This window comes from Comamonas faecalis, from assembly GCF_039538025.1.
In the GTDB taxonomy this organism is placed as follows: domain Bacteria; phylum Pseudomonadota; class Gammaproteobacteria; order Burkholderiales; family Burkholderiaceae_C; genus Comamonas_C; species Comamonas_C faecalis.
Genome location: NZ_BAABBP010000011.1, coordinates 102692 through 118305, shown reverse-complemented (window position 1 = coordinate 118305; position 15614 = coordinate 102692). Strand labels below are relative to the sequence as shown.

Here is a 15614-nt window from a genome sequence, read left to right as displayed (position 1 = left end):
ACTCAAAACGGCGCCACTCTTCGTTGCGCTCCTTGCCCAGACACCCAGTCTGGGCTGCGTCGCACGTCTCGATTGACGCCGTTTTGAGTATGTTCGCACCGCCAAAAATAGCGTTAACAGGCCCTACCTACAGCGTACCTACAGCGCGCCCGGCGGCGCATCGACCGGCTGGAACACGCCTTCGGCGCTGAGCTTGTCGATCATGCGCCGCGTCATCGACTGCGTGCTGCCATCGGGCGCGGTGAACAAAAACAGCGTGTTGCGCGGACTGCTCCAGGTCAGGCGCGTCAGCACCAGCCCCTGGCTGGTGCCGATCTGCACCCACTGGCCCAGCGGCAGGTCGTAGTGGCGCGGCTCGGCCGGCGCGGCGTCGGCCGCTGGCGCGGCCTCCAGATCCTTGAGCTCGGGCGGGTCGATCAACTGCGGCAGCCGCTCCAGGTTGTCCGCGTCCAGCAGCGGCTCATGCCGAGGCGGCGGCTCGGGCTCGGCCGGTGACTGCACGGGCAATGGCTCAGGCGCAGCCTGCGCCACGGGTTTCTCCGCAGACTCCGGGCCGGCCTGCGGCGCGTCGCCGCCGATGTCCAGATCCACTCCCGTGACCGGCCCGGCCTGCAGGTCGCCGTCGTCGGGCACCTCGCCCGTGGCCGGCGCCGAGGCATAGACCTGGGCCTGGCGCTGCAGCTGCGACAGGTAGCCGAGCATGCGCGAGACGCCCTCTTCGGGGTAGTCGATGCTGCGCAGGCCGTCGCGGATCACGCTGCGCATCTGCAGCAGCGCCGCCGCCAGCGGCCGCGGCTGGGCGCGCAGCTGCTCGGGCTGGGCGCAGCGCAGCAGCGTGGGCACCAGAGCGATATAGCCCTGCGGGTCGGGCGACTGCGCGTCGCCGCTGCGAATGTGCGCGACCACGTCGGCCCAGGGGCCGGTGATGAAGGCCTGCAGCGTGAGGGGCACGCGCTCGAAGTCGGCCAGGCGGCGCAGGTCGGCGGCCACCTGCTCGGCCAGCACCTGGCGCTGCTGCAACTGCTCGCGGTCGAGCTGCTGGTGCTCGTAATGGCTCCAGGCCTTCTCCAGCGCCTGCAGCACGCGCGCAAACGGCTTGGCGCTGCGCGTGTCGCTGGTGGCCAGGTAGGCCACCGCCTTGTTCACGACGTGGATGAAGCGCCGCCAGCCCGCGGCGTCCTCGCTGGCGTACTGCAGGCTGCGCTGCGTCATCTCGTCGAGCAGTTGGCGCGCCGGGTGCGCGGGATTGCTGAAAAAGCCCGAGTCGTAACGCACCAGTTGCTGCAAAGCGGGTTCGAGCTTTTGCACCGCGCGCTGCATGGGCACCAGCAGGCGCGTGTCGTGGCTGATATTGTCGACCATGCGCGCGACGACGTCGTGCGACGCCTGACCTTGCTGCCCCCCCGTGCCCGCGGAAAGCCCCCCGGGCAGGCTTGCCTGCCAGTAGCTGGCAGCGACGCCAGAGACCGGGCTGGTGCGGCCGGCCGCGCCGCCGTGGGCCGCCGCGCCATAGGACGATCCGCCCGGGTGCGCGGCGCGGCCCGTGCCTGCGCGGCCCATGGCCGGTGCCTGCCAGTCGGCGGCAAAGGGGTCGCCGCCGGCGGCCAGCATCTGGCGCAGCATGCCGGCGGTGAGCATGTCCTCGTCGACCGCCGCACCCGCGCCATAGCCGCCGTAGCCGCCATGGCCTGCTCCATGGCCTGTATAGCCTGCGGCGTAGGCGCTGTCGCCCACTGCCCCGTGGCCGCTGCTGTGGCCAAAGACCGGTGCGGGGCCCGAGGGCAGGTAGCCGCCGCCCAGGTGGCTGCTGCCATAGCCGACGGTGTAGGCGCCCGCGCCGGGCTGCGCGCGGGCGTAGCCCACGGGCTCGACGCCGTGCTCGCGCAGGCTTTGCGCTGCCTGGCGGTAGGTCTGCACCAGCTGGCGGCCCAGCTGGTCGCGCAGGGTGTTCATCCACAGCTGGCGCACCTCGGCGGACACGCCGGTGGCGGCAATGACTTGCTGCAGCGCGCGGATGTAGTTCTCCGGGCGCAGCGGGTTGCCTTCGGGCTGCACGTGTTGCAGGCCCTGGGCGGCGCTGACCAGCGCGTCGAGCTCGGGCAGCGCGACCTCGGTAGCCAGCGTCACCGCCTGCTGCGCGCGCGCCAGCTCGACGTGTGCCAGCACGTCGGCATCGTCCATCAGCACCAGTTCATCGAGGTCGACGCTGCCGCGCTGCCCCTGCTGGGCACGCGCCTGCGACGGGCCTTCGGCAAAAATCTCCAGCAGCGCCGTTGGAAAGTCCTTGCGCAGCTTCGCCTCGTGCTGGCCGAGCAGGCGCTGGCCGTCGCTCAGCAGGTCGCGCCGCTGCAGGTCGCGCACCGTCGCCTCTTCCTGCAGCAGTGTGCTGCGCGTGGCCTCTATCAGCAGGCCCAGCATGGCGTCGCTGTCCTGTATGGCCTTGACCACACAGGCGCGAAAAACCGATCGGGCACGGGTTGCAGACAGGGCCATGGCGCAGGACGCGGGAGATAGGCTGGGAAACGGGCGGGTTCGAGCCGCCCAATACTACTACCGGACCCGCCCTTACTTGAGCGCCTTGTAGCGCATGCGCTTGGGCGCCGCGCCCTCGGCGCCCAGGCGCTTCTTCTTGTCGGCCTCGTACTCCTGGTAGTTGCCGTCGAAGAACACCCACTGGCTGTCGCCCTCGGCGGCCAGGATATGCGTGGCGATGCGGTCGAGGAACCAGCGGTCGTGGGAAATCACCAGCACCGTGCCGGCGTATTCCAAGAGCGCGTCTTCCAGCGCGCGCAGGGTTTCCACGTCCAGGTCGTTCGAGGGTTCGTCCAGCAGCAGCACGTTGCCGCCCTGGATCAGCGTCTTGGCCAGGTGCAGGCGCCCGCGCTCGCCGCCCGAGAGGTTGCCGACCTTCTTCTGCTGGTCCTGGCCGTTGAAGTTGAAGCGGCCCGCGTAAGCGCGCGAGGCCATCTGGAACTTGCCGACGTTGATGATGTCCAGCCCGCCCGAGATGTCCTCCCACACCGTCTTGTCGTTGGCCAGCGCATCGCGCGACTGGTCGACGTAGGCCATCTTGACGGTCTGGCCGACGATGACCTGACCGCTGTCGGGCTGCTCCTTGCCGGCGATCATCTTGAACAGCGTCGATTTACCGGCACCGTTCGGGCCGATGATGCCGACGATGGCACCCGCCGGGATGTTCATGCTCAGGTTGTCGATCAGCACGCGGTCGCCAAAGCTCTTGGTCACGCCATGGAACTCGATCACCTGCGTGCCCAGCCGCTCGGCCACGGGGATGAAGATTTCCTGCGTCTCGTTGCGGCGCTGGTATTCGTAGTCGGACAGTTCCTCGAAGCGCGCGATACGGGCCTTCGATTTGGCCTGGCGCCCCTTGGCGTTCTGGCGCACCCACTCCAGCTCCTTCTTCAGCGCCTTGGCGCGCGCCTCCTCGCCCTTTTGCTCCGACTCCAGGCGGGCCTGCTTCTGCAGCAGCCACTCGGTGTAGTTGCCCTTGTAGGGAATGCCGTGGCCGCGGTCGAGCTCCAGAATCCACTCGGCAGCGTTGTCCAGGAAGTAGCGGTCGTGGGTGATGGCCACGACGGTGCCGGGAAAGCGGTGCAAAAACTGCTCCAGCCACTCGACCGACTCGGCATCCAGGTGGTTGGTCGGCTCGTCGAGCAACAGCATGTCGGGCTTGGACAGCAGCAGCTGGCACAGCGCCACGCGGCGCTTCTCGCCGCCCGACAGCTTGCCGATCACCGCCTCCCAGGGCGGCAGGCGCAGCGCGTCGGCGGCAATCTCCAGCTGGTGCTCGCTGTCGGTGCCGGCGGCGGCAATGATGGCCTCGAGCTTGGCCTGCTCGGCGGCCAGCGCGTCGAAGTCGGCGTCTTCCTCGGCGTAGGCGGCGTAGACCTCGTCCAGGCGCGCGCGGGCGTTGTTCACCTCGGCCATCGCCTCCTCCACCGCCTCGCGCACCGTGTGCTCGGGGTTGAGCTGGGGCTCCTGCGGCAGGTAGCCGATCGAGAGGCCCGGCATGGGAATGGCCTCGCCTTCGATCTCCTTGTCGATGCCGGCCATGATCTTCAAGAGCGAGGACTTGCCCGAGCCGTTCAGGCCGAGCACGCCGATCTTGGCGCCGGGGAAAAAGGACAGCGAAATGTCTTTCAAGATCTGGCGCTTCGGGGGCACCGTCTTGGAGACGCGGTTCATCGAGAAAACGTACTGGGCCATGGATTTTTTACAACAACTGTCAAACAAAAAGACGCCCCCTGGGGCGCTCGCAACCGTCGATTATCGGTGCATGCGACAATAGCGGGCGTTTCGGGCTCCAGTTGCCCGGGGCATCAGCATTGATGCTGGGGACGACGGAAAGCATTTTCCCGGCTCCCACCCATTGAAATCCATCTGCCTTCCGAACTGGCTCGGCGGCTTCGCAAGAAGCGCCACGACAGGCCGATACCCAGCAAACCCAGCGCCCCGGATGGGCGCATCTGCACACACATGAACTTTGAAGAACTGAAGCTGGCACCGGCGATCCTGCAAGCCGTGCGCGAACTCGGCTATACCGCCCCCACTCCCATTCAGGCCCAGGCCATCCCGGCCGTCCTGGCAGGCCACGACCTGCTCGCCGGCGCACAGACCGGCACCGGCAAGACCGCCGCCTTCACGCTGCCCATGCTGCAGCGCCTGAGTGAAAGCGCCGCCCCCGGCAGCAAGCACATCCGCGCCCTGGTGCTCACGCCCACGCGCGAACTGGCCGCGCAGGTCGAGGAGTCGGTGCGCACCTATGCCAAGCACCTGGACATCCGCTCCACCGTCATCTTCGGCGGCGTCGGCATGAACCCGCAGATCGAGCGCATCCGCCGCGGCGTGGACGTGCTCGTGGCCACGCCCGGGCGCCTCTTGGACCTGCAGCAGCAGGGCTACATGGACCTGTCGCAGGTCGAGATCCTGGTGCTCGACGAAGCCGACCGCATGCTCGACATGGGCTTCATCCACGACGTCAAGAAGGTGCTGGCGCTGCTGCCCAAAAGCAAGCAAAGCCTGCTGTTCTCGGCCACCTTCAGCGACGAGATCCGCGACCTGGCCGGCCACCTGCTGAACAACCCGCAAAGCATCCAGGTCACGCCGCGCAACACCACGGTGCAGCGCATCAGCCAGGTCATCCACCCGGTGGGCCGCGCCAAGAAGAAGCAGGTGCTGCTGCACATCATCCAGCAGCACGACTGGAGCCAGGTGCTGGTGTTCACGCGCACCAAGTTCGGCGCCAACAACGTCGCCGACTTCCTGACCAAGAACGGCGTCAGCGCCATGGCGCTGCACGGCAACAAGAGCCAGAGCGCGCGCACCCAGGCGCTCGAAGGCTTCAAGACCGGCCAGATCCGTGCGCTGGTCGCCACCGACATCGCGGCGCGCGGCATCGACATCGACGATCTGCCGCACGTCGTCAACTACGAGATCCCCAACATCCCCGAGGACTACGTGCACCGCATCGGCCGCACCGGCCGCGCCGGCCGCGAGGGCCACGCCGTCAGCCTGGTGTGCATGGACGAAGAGGGCTTCATGATGGAGATCGAGCGCTTCACCAAGCAGGAGATTCCGGTGCAGGTCATCGAAGGCTTCGGCCCCGACGAGGGCGAGCAGGCCGAGCCCATCGCCATGGGCCGCCAGACCCTGTGGGGCGGCGCCGGCAGGCCGCCCAGCCGCGAAGTCATGCAGGCCGCGGCCAAGGCTGCGCGCCAGGAGATGGTCGAGCGCATCCGCGCCAACAAGACGCCCCAGGGCGGCAACGGACGCGGCGCGCGCAAGAGCCACGGCAACGGCGCAGCCGCCGAGCCCGGCCAGCGCAGCGGCGAGCGTGACGGCGACCGCGGCCGCCAGCGCCCCAACCCGGCGCGCGCCCAGCAGCAGCACGGCCACGGCCACGGCGGCCAGCGCCACGGCGGCCAGCGCCAGCGCAGCGGCCAGGCCCCACAGCGCCACGGCCAGCGCCAGGACGACAGCCAGCCGCGCGGCGAAAACGCCCACCTGGGCACGCAGGCAGGCTTTGGCCTGGGGCCGCGCGGCAGCGGCACGCGCGGCGGCGGCCAGCCCGACCCGATGCGCACCAGCGTCGACATGATGAGCGACCGCGCACGCCGCGGCGGCGGTGGCGGCCAGCGCCGCCCGCGTGGCGGCGGCGGCTTCGGCCGCTGAACCCTCGCACACCGGCGGCCCCTGGCGGGCCGCCGGCCCGCCCGGTACGCGGCCGCGCACCAGCGCCGCACGACACCGTCCAAGGAAACCACCAACCCACACGCCGTACACGATGCCGACGTCCCACCGCCCCCACGCCCAATCCTGCCCCGCTCCCACCCGGCACCGATGGTCACTGGCCGCCGTGGCACTGTCGGCCAGCCTGCTGGCCGCATGCACCAGCACCCCGCTGCCGCCCTGGCCCCAGTCCACGGACAGCACGCAAGCGGGCGGCCCGGCGCTGGATGCAGGCGCCGGCACGGCGCAGCCCAATGGCAATGGCGCGCCCGCCCTGGAAGCCGGTGCGCAAACCACGCCCGTGGCCACGTCCGCGCTGCAGTCGGGCAGCACCGACGACCAGGGCAACGCCCTGCCCTATGGCAGCGCGGTCGCGGCGCGCTTTGCCGCGCCCGCGGTGCACTACGACACACCCGGCCTGCAAGCCAACCGCCGCGCGTTCACGACGAATGCCGAGCTGTCGCAATGGCTGACCGACCTGGCCGCCCAGGCGCAAGGCGGCACTCGTGCGCAGCTGCTCAACCTGGGACTGTCGCAGCGCGGCTCAGCGCTGCAGGCGCTGGTGCTGACGCAGGAAGCCAGCGCCAGCGCGGCCGCGCTGCAGGCCAGCCAGCGCCCGACGGTGCTGCTGGTCGGCCAGCAGCATGGCGATGAGCCTGCCAGCGCCGAGGCGCTGCTGGTCATTGCGCGCGAGCTGGCGCAAGGCCTGCTGGAGCCGCTGCTGGCGCGCATCAACGTCATCGTCGTACCGCGCGCCAACCCCGACGGCGCCGAGGGCGGCGAGCACGCCACCGCCGACGGCACCGATCTGGACCGCGACCACCTGCTGCTGGCCACGCCCGAGGCGCGCGCGCTGGCCCGGCTGGCCGACGACTACGGCCCGGCCATCGTCGTCGACGCACACGAATACCCTGCGATGGGCCGCTTTGCCGAGATCTTTGGTGCTGCCCCGCGCGAGGATCTGCTGGTCGACGGCGCCACCGTCGCCAACGAGCCCGAATTCCTGCACAAGGCCACGCGCGAATGGCTGATCGAGCCGATGCAGCAGGCGCTGCAGTCCGCCGCGCTGCGCGCCGGCCCGTACTGGCGCGCCAGCGCCCAGGCGGGCGACCCGCACCTGCTCGCCGGCAGCACGCGCGCCGATGCGCTGCGCAACGCCAGCGCGCTCAAGACCGCAGCCAGCCTGGCCATCCACTCGCACGGCTCCGACCTGGGCCGCGCCGAGCTGCAGCGGCGCGTGCACGCCCAGGTCACCGCACTGTCCAGCGTGCTGCACTCGGCCATGCAGCGCGCCGAAGACCTGGCCAAGGTGCGCACCTACGTCGAGCGCAACACCGCCGCGCAGGCCTGCCACGGCCAGGCCGTGATTGCCGCGGCGCCAACGACGGCGCAGCGCGAACTGCTGGCGCTGGACCTGGCCACCGGCGAGGATCGCGCGCTGCAGCTGCCCTGGGACGGCGCGCCGCTGCGCGCGCTGCACGAGCGCCCGCAGGCCTGCGGCTACTGGCTGGCGGCCGACGCCCGCGACGCCGCGCAGCGCCTGCGCACGCTGGGCCTGCAGGTCATGCGCGTGGCCGAGAACGGATCGGTGCTGGTCGACAGCTGGCGCGCGCTGCCCGCCGGCCACCTGCCGCTGACCGCGCAAAGCCAGCCGCAGGACGCACCCGCGCAGCTGGATCTGGTGCGCAACGCCATCGACGTTCCCGCCGGCAGCTACTACCTGCCGCTGAACCAGCCGCTGGCCTGGCTGGCGGTCGCCGCGCTCGAAGCCGACGCGCCATCCAGCTACCTCTCCCGCCACCTGCTGCCCGACCTGGCAGCCAGCGCCCGCGTCATGGGGCCGACGTCGCTGATCTTCGAGGGCAGCGACTGATTCCATTTTTCAATCAATCGGGTACGCGAAGGCGCAGCGCAGACAGTGCTGCAGCAAGGCAAGCGAAGCCGACAAAGTAACCGTTTGATTTCAAAATGGAATGAGAGCGTGCTTACGGTCTCATTCCATTTCTATATCGATCGAGTACGCGAAGGTGAAGCGCAGACAGTGCTGCAGCACGGCAAGCGAAGCCGACAAAGTAATCGGTTGATATAGAAATGGAATCAGGCCGACGCAAAGCGCAGCACGCGCTGTACGGCAATCATCACGATGGATGCGTGGTCTTCCTCGGGAAACAGGCGAAACACCACGCGCCCGCTTCCCAGCCATGCGGCCAGCTCGTCCGCCAGCGCACGCGCACTGGCCACCATGTGGCGCTGCGCGCGCCGCTCCACAAGCTGCTCGTAGCCGGGGTGGCGGCGCTGCCAGGGCGGCACCGCGTCCTCCCATTCGCCTGCGGCCATGAATACGCGCGGGGCATCAGCTACCGCAGCGCGCGCCGAAGGCCCGAGCGCCGCGGTCAGCTCAGCGCGCAAGCCGGCCTCGTCCCACCAGATCGACGGGCTGATGGCCGCCCAGGTGCGAAAGGCGCCGGGCCGCGCTGCCAGCGCCTGCAGCACGAAGTGGCCTGCCAGCGAATGGCCGAACAGCGTCTGGCGCGCGCCGTCCAGCGGCAACTCGCGGCGCAGCTGCGGCGCCAGCTCATCCAGGATGAAGGCCAGAAAGGCCGGCGCACCGCCGACGGCGTCGGCCACGACTTCGTGCGCAGGCTGGCCCATCGTGAAGTCGCGCCGCCGGTCGGCCTCCATAAACAGCTCGTCGCCATCGTGCGCAATGCCGATCACCGCGGCCGGGTGGATGCCGGTCGCATCGGGGCGGCGGCTGGAGCGGCGCAGCGCCTCGACGAAGGTGCCGAACAGCGCGTTGGCATCCAGCACGTAGAAGGCAGGAAAGCCGCCAGGCGGCGGCGTGCCGGGCGGCAGCCAGATGCTGACGCGGTACTGCACGCCGCTGGCCGCGCGCAGGCGCCGCACCTGGGTGCCGGGCCAGGTCAGCGGCGGCCAGGCCTCGCCCGGGCCTGGCGCATCCTGGAAAGTCGTTGGCGTCGCGCCGTTCATGCCGCAGCGCTCTCGGCGTGCAGCACGTCGTCGACCATGATTTGCAGGCTGCCGCGCGAGCAGTGCTCGACGCGAGCCTGCACGCCATAGACGCGCGCCAGCGTCTCTGCCGTGATGGCCTGCACCGGCGTGCCGGTGGCAACGATCGCGCCCTGGGCCAGCATGACGATGCCGTCCGACCAGCGCGCGGCAATCTGCAGGTCGTGCAGCACCATGATGGCAATCATCCCGCGCTCGCGCGCCAGCTCGTGCACCAGGCGCATCACGCGCAGCTGGTGGTGCAGGTCCAACGCGCTGATCGGCTCGTCGAGCAGCAGCACGCGCGGCTCGCGCACCAGCGACTGCGCCAGCGCGACCAGCTGGCGCTGGCCGCCCGAGAGCCGATCCAGCCCTTCGAGCGCCAGATGCAGAATGCCCACGCGCTCCAGGATGGCGACTGCGCGCTGCTCGCTGGCGGCATGGGTGTCGCGCGCCGGGTCGCCCGTGGACGAGGCGCGCAGCGCTCCCAGCACGCTTTCGAGCACCGACAGCGCCACGCCCTGCGGCAGGGTCTGCGGCATATAGGTCACGCGCTTGGCGTGCTCGGCCAGCGACAGGCCGATCAGCTCCTGAGCGCCCAGCCTGACCGAGCCCGTGGCCGGCTGCAGGCCGGCCAGCGCGCGCATCAGCGTGCTCTTGCCGGCAGCGTTGGGGCCGAGCAGCGAGTGCACCTCGCCGGGGCGAAACTCGGGCAGGTCGACGCCGGCGATGATCGGGCGGCCCCGGTAGCCGGTGGCCAGGCCGCGCACCTTGAGCGCGGCGTCCCGTTCGATTGGAGCAGCCACTGCGGTCATGCACGCCCCTGCTGGCGGAAGATGAGGAACAGGAACACCGGCACGCCGACGATGGCGGTGACGATGCCCACCGGCATCAGCGCGCCCGGCACCAGCGTCTTGCTGGCGGCCGAGGCCAGCGACATGATGAGCGAGCCGCACAGCAGGCTGGCCGGCAGCAGAAAGCGGTGATCCTCGCCCAGCAGCATGCGCGCCATGTGCGGCCCCACCAGGCCGATGAAGCCGATGGTGCCGGCAAACGCCACCGAGGTGGCGGCCAGCAGGCTGACCCGCACCAGCGCGAAAAAGCGCAGCCGCCCCACGTCCACGCCAAAGCTGCGCGCGCGATCCTCGCCCAGGCGCAGCGAGGTCATCTGCCCCGCCGACACCAGCGACAGCGGCGTCACCACGCCCAGCACGACGGCCAGCACCGCAACGTGCTGCCAGGTGGCGCGCGACAGCGACCCCATGCTCCAGAACACCAGCTGCTGCAGCGCCTCCTGCGACGACAGAAACTGCACCAGCGCGACCAGCGCGTTGAACGCGAACACCAGCGCAATGCCCAGCAGCACCACGGTCTCCACGCCGCCGCTGCGCCGCCTGGCCATGGCCTGCAGCAGCAGCACCGAGCCGAAGGCGAAAACGAAGGCGTTGAGCGGCACCATCCACTCGGCGGAGACGAAAGGCAGGCTCAGGCCCAGCACGATGGCCAGCGCCGCGCCGAACGACGCTGCCGACGACACACCCAGCGTGAACGGGCTGGCCAGCGGGTTGTTCAGGATGGTCTGCATCTCGGCGCCGGCCAGCGCCAGCGCCGCGCCCACCAGCACCGCCATCAGCGCATAGGGCAGGCGCACCTGCCAGATGATGGCCAGCTGCGGTGCAGACAGCGCGCCGCCCTCGCCGTGCAGGCCCAGCAGGCCGCCCAGCACCTGGCCGGGCGTCAGCGACGAAGGGCCGGTCACCAGGTCGAGCACGAAGGCGCACACGCACAGCAACGCCAGTACGGCGACGATGAGCACGCGCCGCGCCACCAGGCGGCGGTAGCCGGCCAGCACCGCCTCGGCGCGTACCGGTGCGCCTGCGGTGCGCGCGGGCGAGGCTGCGCTCATTTCAGGCTCACCCAGCCCGCGCCCTCGTAGGGCACGGCCAGGAATTTCTGGTTGATCTCGGCCAGCGTCCTGGCGGGGTCGATGCCGCCGAACAGCTCGGGGTGGATCCAGGTGGCAAAGGCCTCGATGGCCACGATGTCGATGGGCGAGTTGATCAGCTGGTGCGCCAGCCCGTAGGCGTGGCCGGTCTTGACTGCGGTGAGCTGGGCAATGCCCTGGCGCCGCGCAATGGCCGCCAGCGAGGCGCGCGCGCGCGCCTCGTCATAACCCGCGCCCAGCACCAGGCCGCCGGCCTTTTCCAGGTGCGCGCCGCCGGTGGCGATGTAGATCTTGGGGTCGCGCGAGATCACGTATTCGATGTTGAGCTTGCCCGTGGCGCTCTTGAGCACGTCGGCCCCGATGTTGTGGCCACCGACGGCGTCGATGTAGTCGCCCATGTTGCCCTTGCCCGGCGAGTTGCAGCAGTCGTTGGTCATGCCGGCGTGCGCTTCGAGGAACACCGTCGGGCGCTGGTCGGGCGCGATCTTGGCGACGCGCTCGGCAATCCTGTCCATGTGCTGGCGGCGAAAGGCGATGAAGGCGTCGGCCCGCGCCTGCGCGCCGGTCAGCTCGCCAAGAATGCGCAGACTGCGCTCCTGGTTCTTGAACGGGTTGTTGAAGAAGTCGATGAACACCACCGCAATGCCCGCGGCCTGCAGTTGGGCGACCTGCGTGTCGCTGGGGCCGCTGTCCAGCGACACCACGGCCACGTCGGGCGCGGCGGACAGCACCGATTCGAGATTGAAGCTGCCGGCCGAGCTGGCCACCTGCGGCAGCTTGTCCAGCGCCGGGAAACGCTGGACGTACTGCGCATAGGTCGCGTTGCCAATGCGGTGGACGTCGCGCGGCCAGGCCGCCAGCCGCTTGACCGGGTCGGGCTCGATCAGCGCCAGCGCCACCAGAAAGCGCCCGTCGTCAATGGAGATCTTGCGCACCTGTTCGGGCACGGTGACGGTGCGCCCGCGCAGATCCGTGACCTGCGCGGCCAGGGCGGCAGGTGCCAGCCCGCCGGCCAGCAAAGAGAGCGCCAGGCCAAGGCTGGCCATGGCGCGGCGACCAAGCATTCCAATCACGAACGATTCCCAGTTGCAAAAGCCTCGCATATTGCCACAGGACGGCAAGCGCCCGATGCAAAGAACTGCAAAGACGGCGCCGCCGGCGGTGGGCTGGCTTAAACTATTACTTGAGAATCATTTAGATTTGCATCCAAAAACCGGTCGACGCATGTCCTTCCCGCCCCGCACTCCCCCTGCCATCGTGGCCGGCACCGCCCGATGAGCACGGATACCGCCAACCCCCAAGCCTGTGCGCGCTCCCCCATGGGCGCGGTCACCGCCGCCGCACTGACCGGCACCATGGCCATGATGACCTTCGTCGCCGTGGTCGGCCCCATCGTGCGCCAGCTGACGCTGCCCGAATGGGTGGCCGGCCTGTCGGTCACGGCCGGCGGCGTGCTGTGGATGCTGATGGCGCGCTGGTGGGGTGGCGTGGGCGACCGGCGCGGACGCAAGCCGGTGATGCTGGTCGGGCTGGCCGCCTTTGCGCTGGTGTACTGGGTGCTGGCGCTGGGTGTCGACCTGGCGCTGCACCAGCGCATCGGCGCACTGGCCGCCATGGCGCTGCTGGTCGCGGCGCGCGCGCTGATCGGCGCCTTCTACGCCGCCGTGCCGCCCACGGCCGCCGCCGTCGTTGCAGACCACACCCAGCCCGGCGAGCGCCCCGCCGCGATGGCCAGGCTGGGCTCGGCCAACGCGCTGGGCATGGTGATCGGCCCGGCCGCGGCCGGCTGGCTGGCCGGCCACGACCTGGCCCTGGCGCTGTACGCGGCCGCCATGCTGCCCGTGATCGCGCTGCTCATCATCTGGCTGGCGCTGCCCGGCGGCCGGCCCGCGGCCGCCAGGCGACCGCCAGGTGCAGCGCCCATGCGGCTGTTCGATGCGCGGCTGCGCCCGGCAGCGCTGACCGGCTTTGCCGCCATGGCTTCGGTGGCCATCGCGCAGGTGCTGGTCGGCTTTTTCGCCATCGACCGCCTGGGCCTGCCCGTGGACGAGGGCGCACGCGTGGCCGGCCTGGCGCTGACCTGCGTGGGCTGCGCGCTGATCGTCGCGCAGCAATGCGTCGTGCGCCTGAAGGGCGTGCCGCTGGCGCGCTGGATCGCGCTGGGCGCGCTGATTGCGGGTTGCGGCTTTGCCGGCGTAGCGGCGGTGCAGTCGCAGACGACGCTGCTGGCCTGCTACGCCACGATGGCGTTCGGCATGGGGCTGATCTTTCCGAACTTCCAGGCCATGGCCGCCAACGCGGTGCAGCCGCATGAACAGGGCGCCGCAGCCGGCACGCTGTCGGCCGCGCAAGGCCTGGGCATGGTGCTGGGGCCTATCGTCGGCACGCTGCTGTACCGCCTGTCGCACGCCCTGCCCTACCTGCTGGTGGGCGCCAGCCTGTGGGCGCTGGCCGCATTCACCTTCGCGCGCCTGCGCACGCCCGCCAAGGCTTTCTGATCTTTTTTGACCCCGGCATTCCATGAGTGAACCCATTCTTCCCCTGCAACAGACCTGGCCCGCGGAGTTCGCCGAGCGCTACCGCGCCGCCGGCTTCTGGCGCGGCGAAACCTTCCCAGCCATGCTGCGCAACTGCGCGCAGCGCTTTGCAGACCGCACCGCCGTCGTCGCCGGCGACGAGCGCTGGAGCTACGCCGCGCTGTGGCAGCGCGCCGAGGACATTGCCGCCGGCCTGCTGGCGCTGGGCCTGCAGCCGGGCGAGCGCGTGGTCGTGCAACTGGGCAACACCGCCGCGTTCTACGCCACCGTGTGGGGGCTGTTTCGCGCCGGGCTGGTGCCGGTGTACGCGCTGGCCGCGCACCGCATCACCGAGATCTCGCACTTCGTGCGCAAGGCGCAGGCCAGCGCCTATGTGGCGGTCGATCGCTGCGAGGGCTACGACTACCGCCAACTCGCGCGCGAGCTGCGGGCGCTGCCCGATGTACCCACGCTGCGCCACGTCGTCATTGCCGGCGACGGGGCCGAGTTCGCCGCGCTCGACGCGCTGCAGGGCGACGCCGCGTTGCTGCCCACGCAAGACCCCGATCCGCAGTCGGTCGCCTTTTTGCAGATATCGGGCGGCTCCACCGGCCTGTCCAAGCTGATCCCGCGCACGCACGACGACTACATCTACAGCTTTCGCGCGTCCAACGACATCTGCGGCATTCGCGAAGACAGCGTCTACCTGGTCGCGCTGCCCGCCGCGCACAACTTCCCGATGAGCTCGCCCGGCGCCCTGGGCGTGTTCCACGCCGGCGGCACCGTGGTGCTGTCGCCCTCGCCCTCGCCCGACGTGGCGTTTGCGCTGATCGAGCGCGAGCGCGTGACCGACCTGGGCCTGGTGCCGCCGCTGGCGCTGCTGTGGGCGCAGGCCGCGGCGACCACCAAGCACGATCTGTCCAGCCTGCGCGTGCTGCAGGTGGGCGGCGCCAAGCTCACGCCCGAGGCCGCGCGCCGCGTGGTTGCCGGCCTGCCGGTCAAGCTGCAGCAGGTGTTCGGCATGGCCGAGGGCCTGGTCAACTACACGCGCCTCCATGACGACGAGGACACCATCCTCGGCACCCAGGGCCGCCCCATCAGCGAAGGCGACGAGGTGCTGGTCGTGGGCGACAACGGCCGGCCCGTGCCCGACGGCGAGGTAGGCCATCTGCTCACCCGCGGCCCCTACACCATCCGCGCCTACCACAACGAGCCCGCGGCCAACGCGCGCTCGTTCACCGAGGACGGCTTCTACCGCACCGGCGACATGGTGCTGCGCAAGCCCGGCGGCTACCTGGTGGTGCAGGGCCGCGCGCACGACCACATCAACCGCGCGGGCGAAAAAATCTCCGCCGAGGAGGTCGAGGACCACCTGCTGGCCCACCCGCAGATCTTCGACGTGGCCGTGGTGTCGATTCCCGACGACTACCTGGGCGAGCGCAGCTGCGCCTTCGTCATCGCTCGCGGCGACGCGCGCCCGCGCGTGCCCGAAGTCAAGGCCTGGATGCGCGGGCGCGGCGTGGCCGCCTTCAAGATTCCCGACCAGATCGTGTTCGTCGAGGCCTTCGACACCACGGCCGTCGGCAAGACCAGTCGCAAGGAGCTGCGCGCCCGCCTGCGCGACGCATTCCTGCAGAAACAGAACAAAGAGGATTGAACCGTGAGCACTTTCACCCTGGAGCGCATGCGCGCCGACGTGGCCCGCATGCTGCGCGAAGAGCCCGAGAACATCGGCCTGGACGACAACCTGATGGACTGGGGCCTGGATTCGATGCGCCTGCTCGACCTGTTCATGGCCTGGAACGCCGCCGGCATGAAGGTCGACGTGATGGACATCGCGCACGAGTCCTCGCTGAACGGCTGGTGGCGCATCATCGAGCAGCAGGGGCAGTGAC

General features: G+C 70.2%; 11 protein-coding genes. 5 read left to right on the top strand and 6 right to left on the bottom strand.

Annotated elements, in window-relative coordinates; all coding sequences use genetic code 11:
• Positions 1–138: 138 nt before the first annotated feature.
• Positions 139–2493: a DUF1631 family protein gene (locus ABD767_RS08270; RefSeq protein WP_103046431.1), complete on the bottom strand. Its 2355-nt coding sequence runs from the start codon at positions 2491–2493 to the stop codon at positions 139–141.
• Positions 2494–2565: 72 nt separating this feature from the next.
• Complete coding sequence (gene ettA, locus ABD767_RS08265) at positions 2566–4227, bottom strand: energy-dependent translational throttle protein EttA (protein ID WP_103046430.1); 1662 nt, start codon at positions 4225–4227, stop codon at positions 2566–2568.
• Positions 4228–4497: 270 nt separating this feature from the next.
• Between ettA and ABD767_RS08260 the strand changes: the two genes are divergently transcribed.
• Together ABD767_RS08260 and ABD767_RS08255 are read left to right on the top strand one after the other, a co-directional pair.
• The gene (locus ABD767_RS08260) at positions 4498–6192 is read left to right on the top strand and encodes a DEAD/DEAH box helicase (protein ID WP_344869195.1); all 1695 of its coding nucleotides are present in this window, start codon (positions 4498–4500) and stop codon (positions 6190–6192) included.
• Between the two features lie 112 nt (positions 6193–6304).
• Entirely contained in the window at positions 6305–8122 is a 1818-nt protein-coding gene (locus tag ABD767_RS08255) for a M14 family zinc carboxypeptidase (RefSeq protein ID WP_103046428.1), read from the top strand.
• Between the two features lie 224 nt (positions 8123–8346).
• On the opposite strand, the gene ABD767_RS08250 is transcribed toward ABD767_RS08255, so the two are convergent.
• The 4 genes from ABD767_RS08250 to ABD767_RS08235 are packed head-to-tail and all read right to left on the bottom strand — an operon-like array spanning position 8347 to position 12249.
• The gene (locus ABD767_RS08250; RefSeq protein WP_103045820.1) at positions 8347–9240 is read right to left on the bottom strand and encodes an alpha/beta hydrolase-fold protein; all 894 of its coding nucleotides are present in this window, start codon (positions 9238–9240) and stop codon (positions 8347–8349) included.
• Positions 9237–10073 (bottom strand): ATP-binding cassette domain-containing protein, encoded by an 837-nt coding sequence (locus ABD767_RS08245; protein ID WP_103045821.1) that lies wholly within the window; start codon positions 10071–10073, stop codon positions 9237–9239. The genes ABD767_RS08250 and ABD767_RS08245 overlap by 4 nt, the downstream gene beginning before the upstream one ends.
• On the bottom strand, positions 10070–11164 hold the full coding sequence (locus tag ABD767_RS08240) for an iron chelate uptake ABC transporter family permease subunit (RefSeq protein ID WP_103045822.1): 1095 nt from the start codon (positions 11162–11164) through the stop codon (positions 10070–10072). Before ABD767_RS08240 ends, ABD767_RS08245 begins: the two co-directional genes overlap by 4 nt.
• Complete coding sequence (locus ABD767_RS08235) at positions 11161–12249, bottom strand: ABC transporter substrate-binding protein (protein ID WP_344869191.1); 1089 nt, start codon at positions 12247–12249, stop codon at positions 11161–11163. Before ABD767_RS08235 ends, ABD767_RS08240 begins: the two co-directional genes overlap by 4 nt.
• Before the next feature lie 228 nt (positions 12250–12477).
• Here ABD767_RS08235 and ABD767_RS08230 point away from each other — a divergent pair, with 228 nt between their 5' ends.
• The 3 genes from ABD767_RS08230 to ABD767_RS08220 are packed head-to-tail and all read left to right on the top strand — an operon-like array spanning position 12478 to position 15613.
• Positions 12478–13701 carry an MFS transporter gene (locus ABD767_RS08230; RefSeq protein WP_344869189.1) on the top strand — a complete coding sequence of 408 codons (1224 nt, stop codon included), beginning with the start codon at positions 12478–12480 and terminating at the stop codon, positions 13699–13701.
• A gap of 22 nt (positions 13702–13723) precedes the next feature.
• Positions 13724–15376 carry an AMP-binding protein gene (locus tag ABD767_RS08225; RefSeq protein ID WP_103045825.1) on the top strand — a complete coding sequence of 551 codons (1653 nt, stop codon included), beginning with the start codon at positions 13724–13726 and terminating at the stop codon, positions 15374–15376.
• 3 nt (positions 15377–15379) lie between these two features.
• Positions 15380–15613: a phosphopantetheine-binding protein gene (locus ABD767_RS08220; RefSeq protein WP_103045826.1), complete on the top strand. Its 234-nt coding sequence runs from the start codon at positions 15380–15382 to the stop codon at positions 15611–15613.
• The last annotated feature ends 1 nt before the right edge of the window (position 15614 follow it).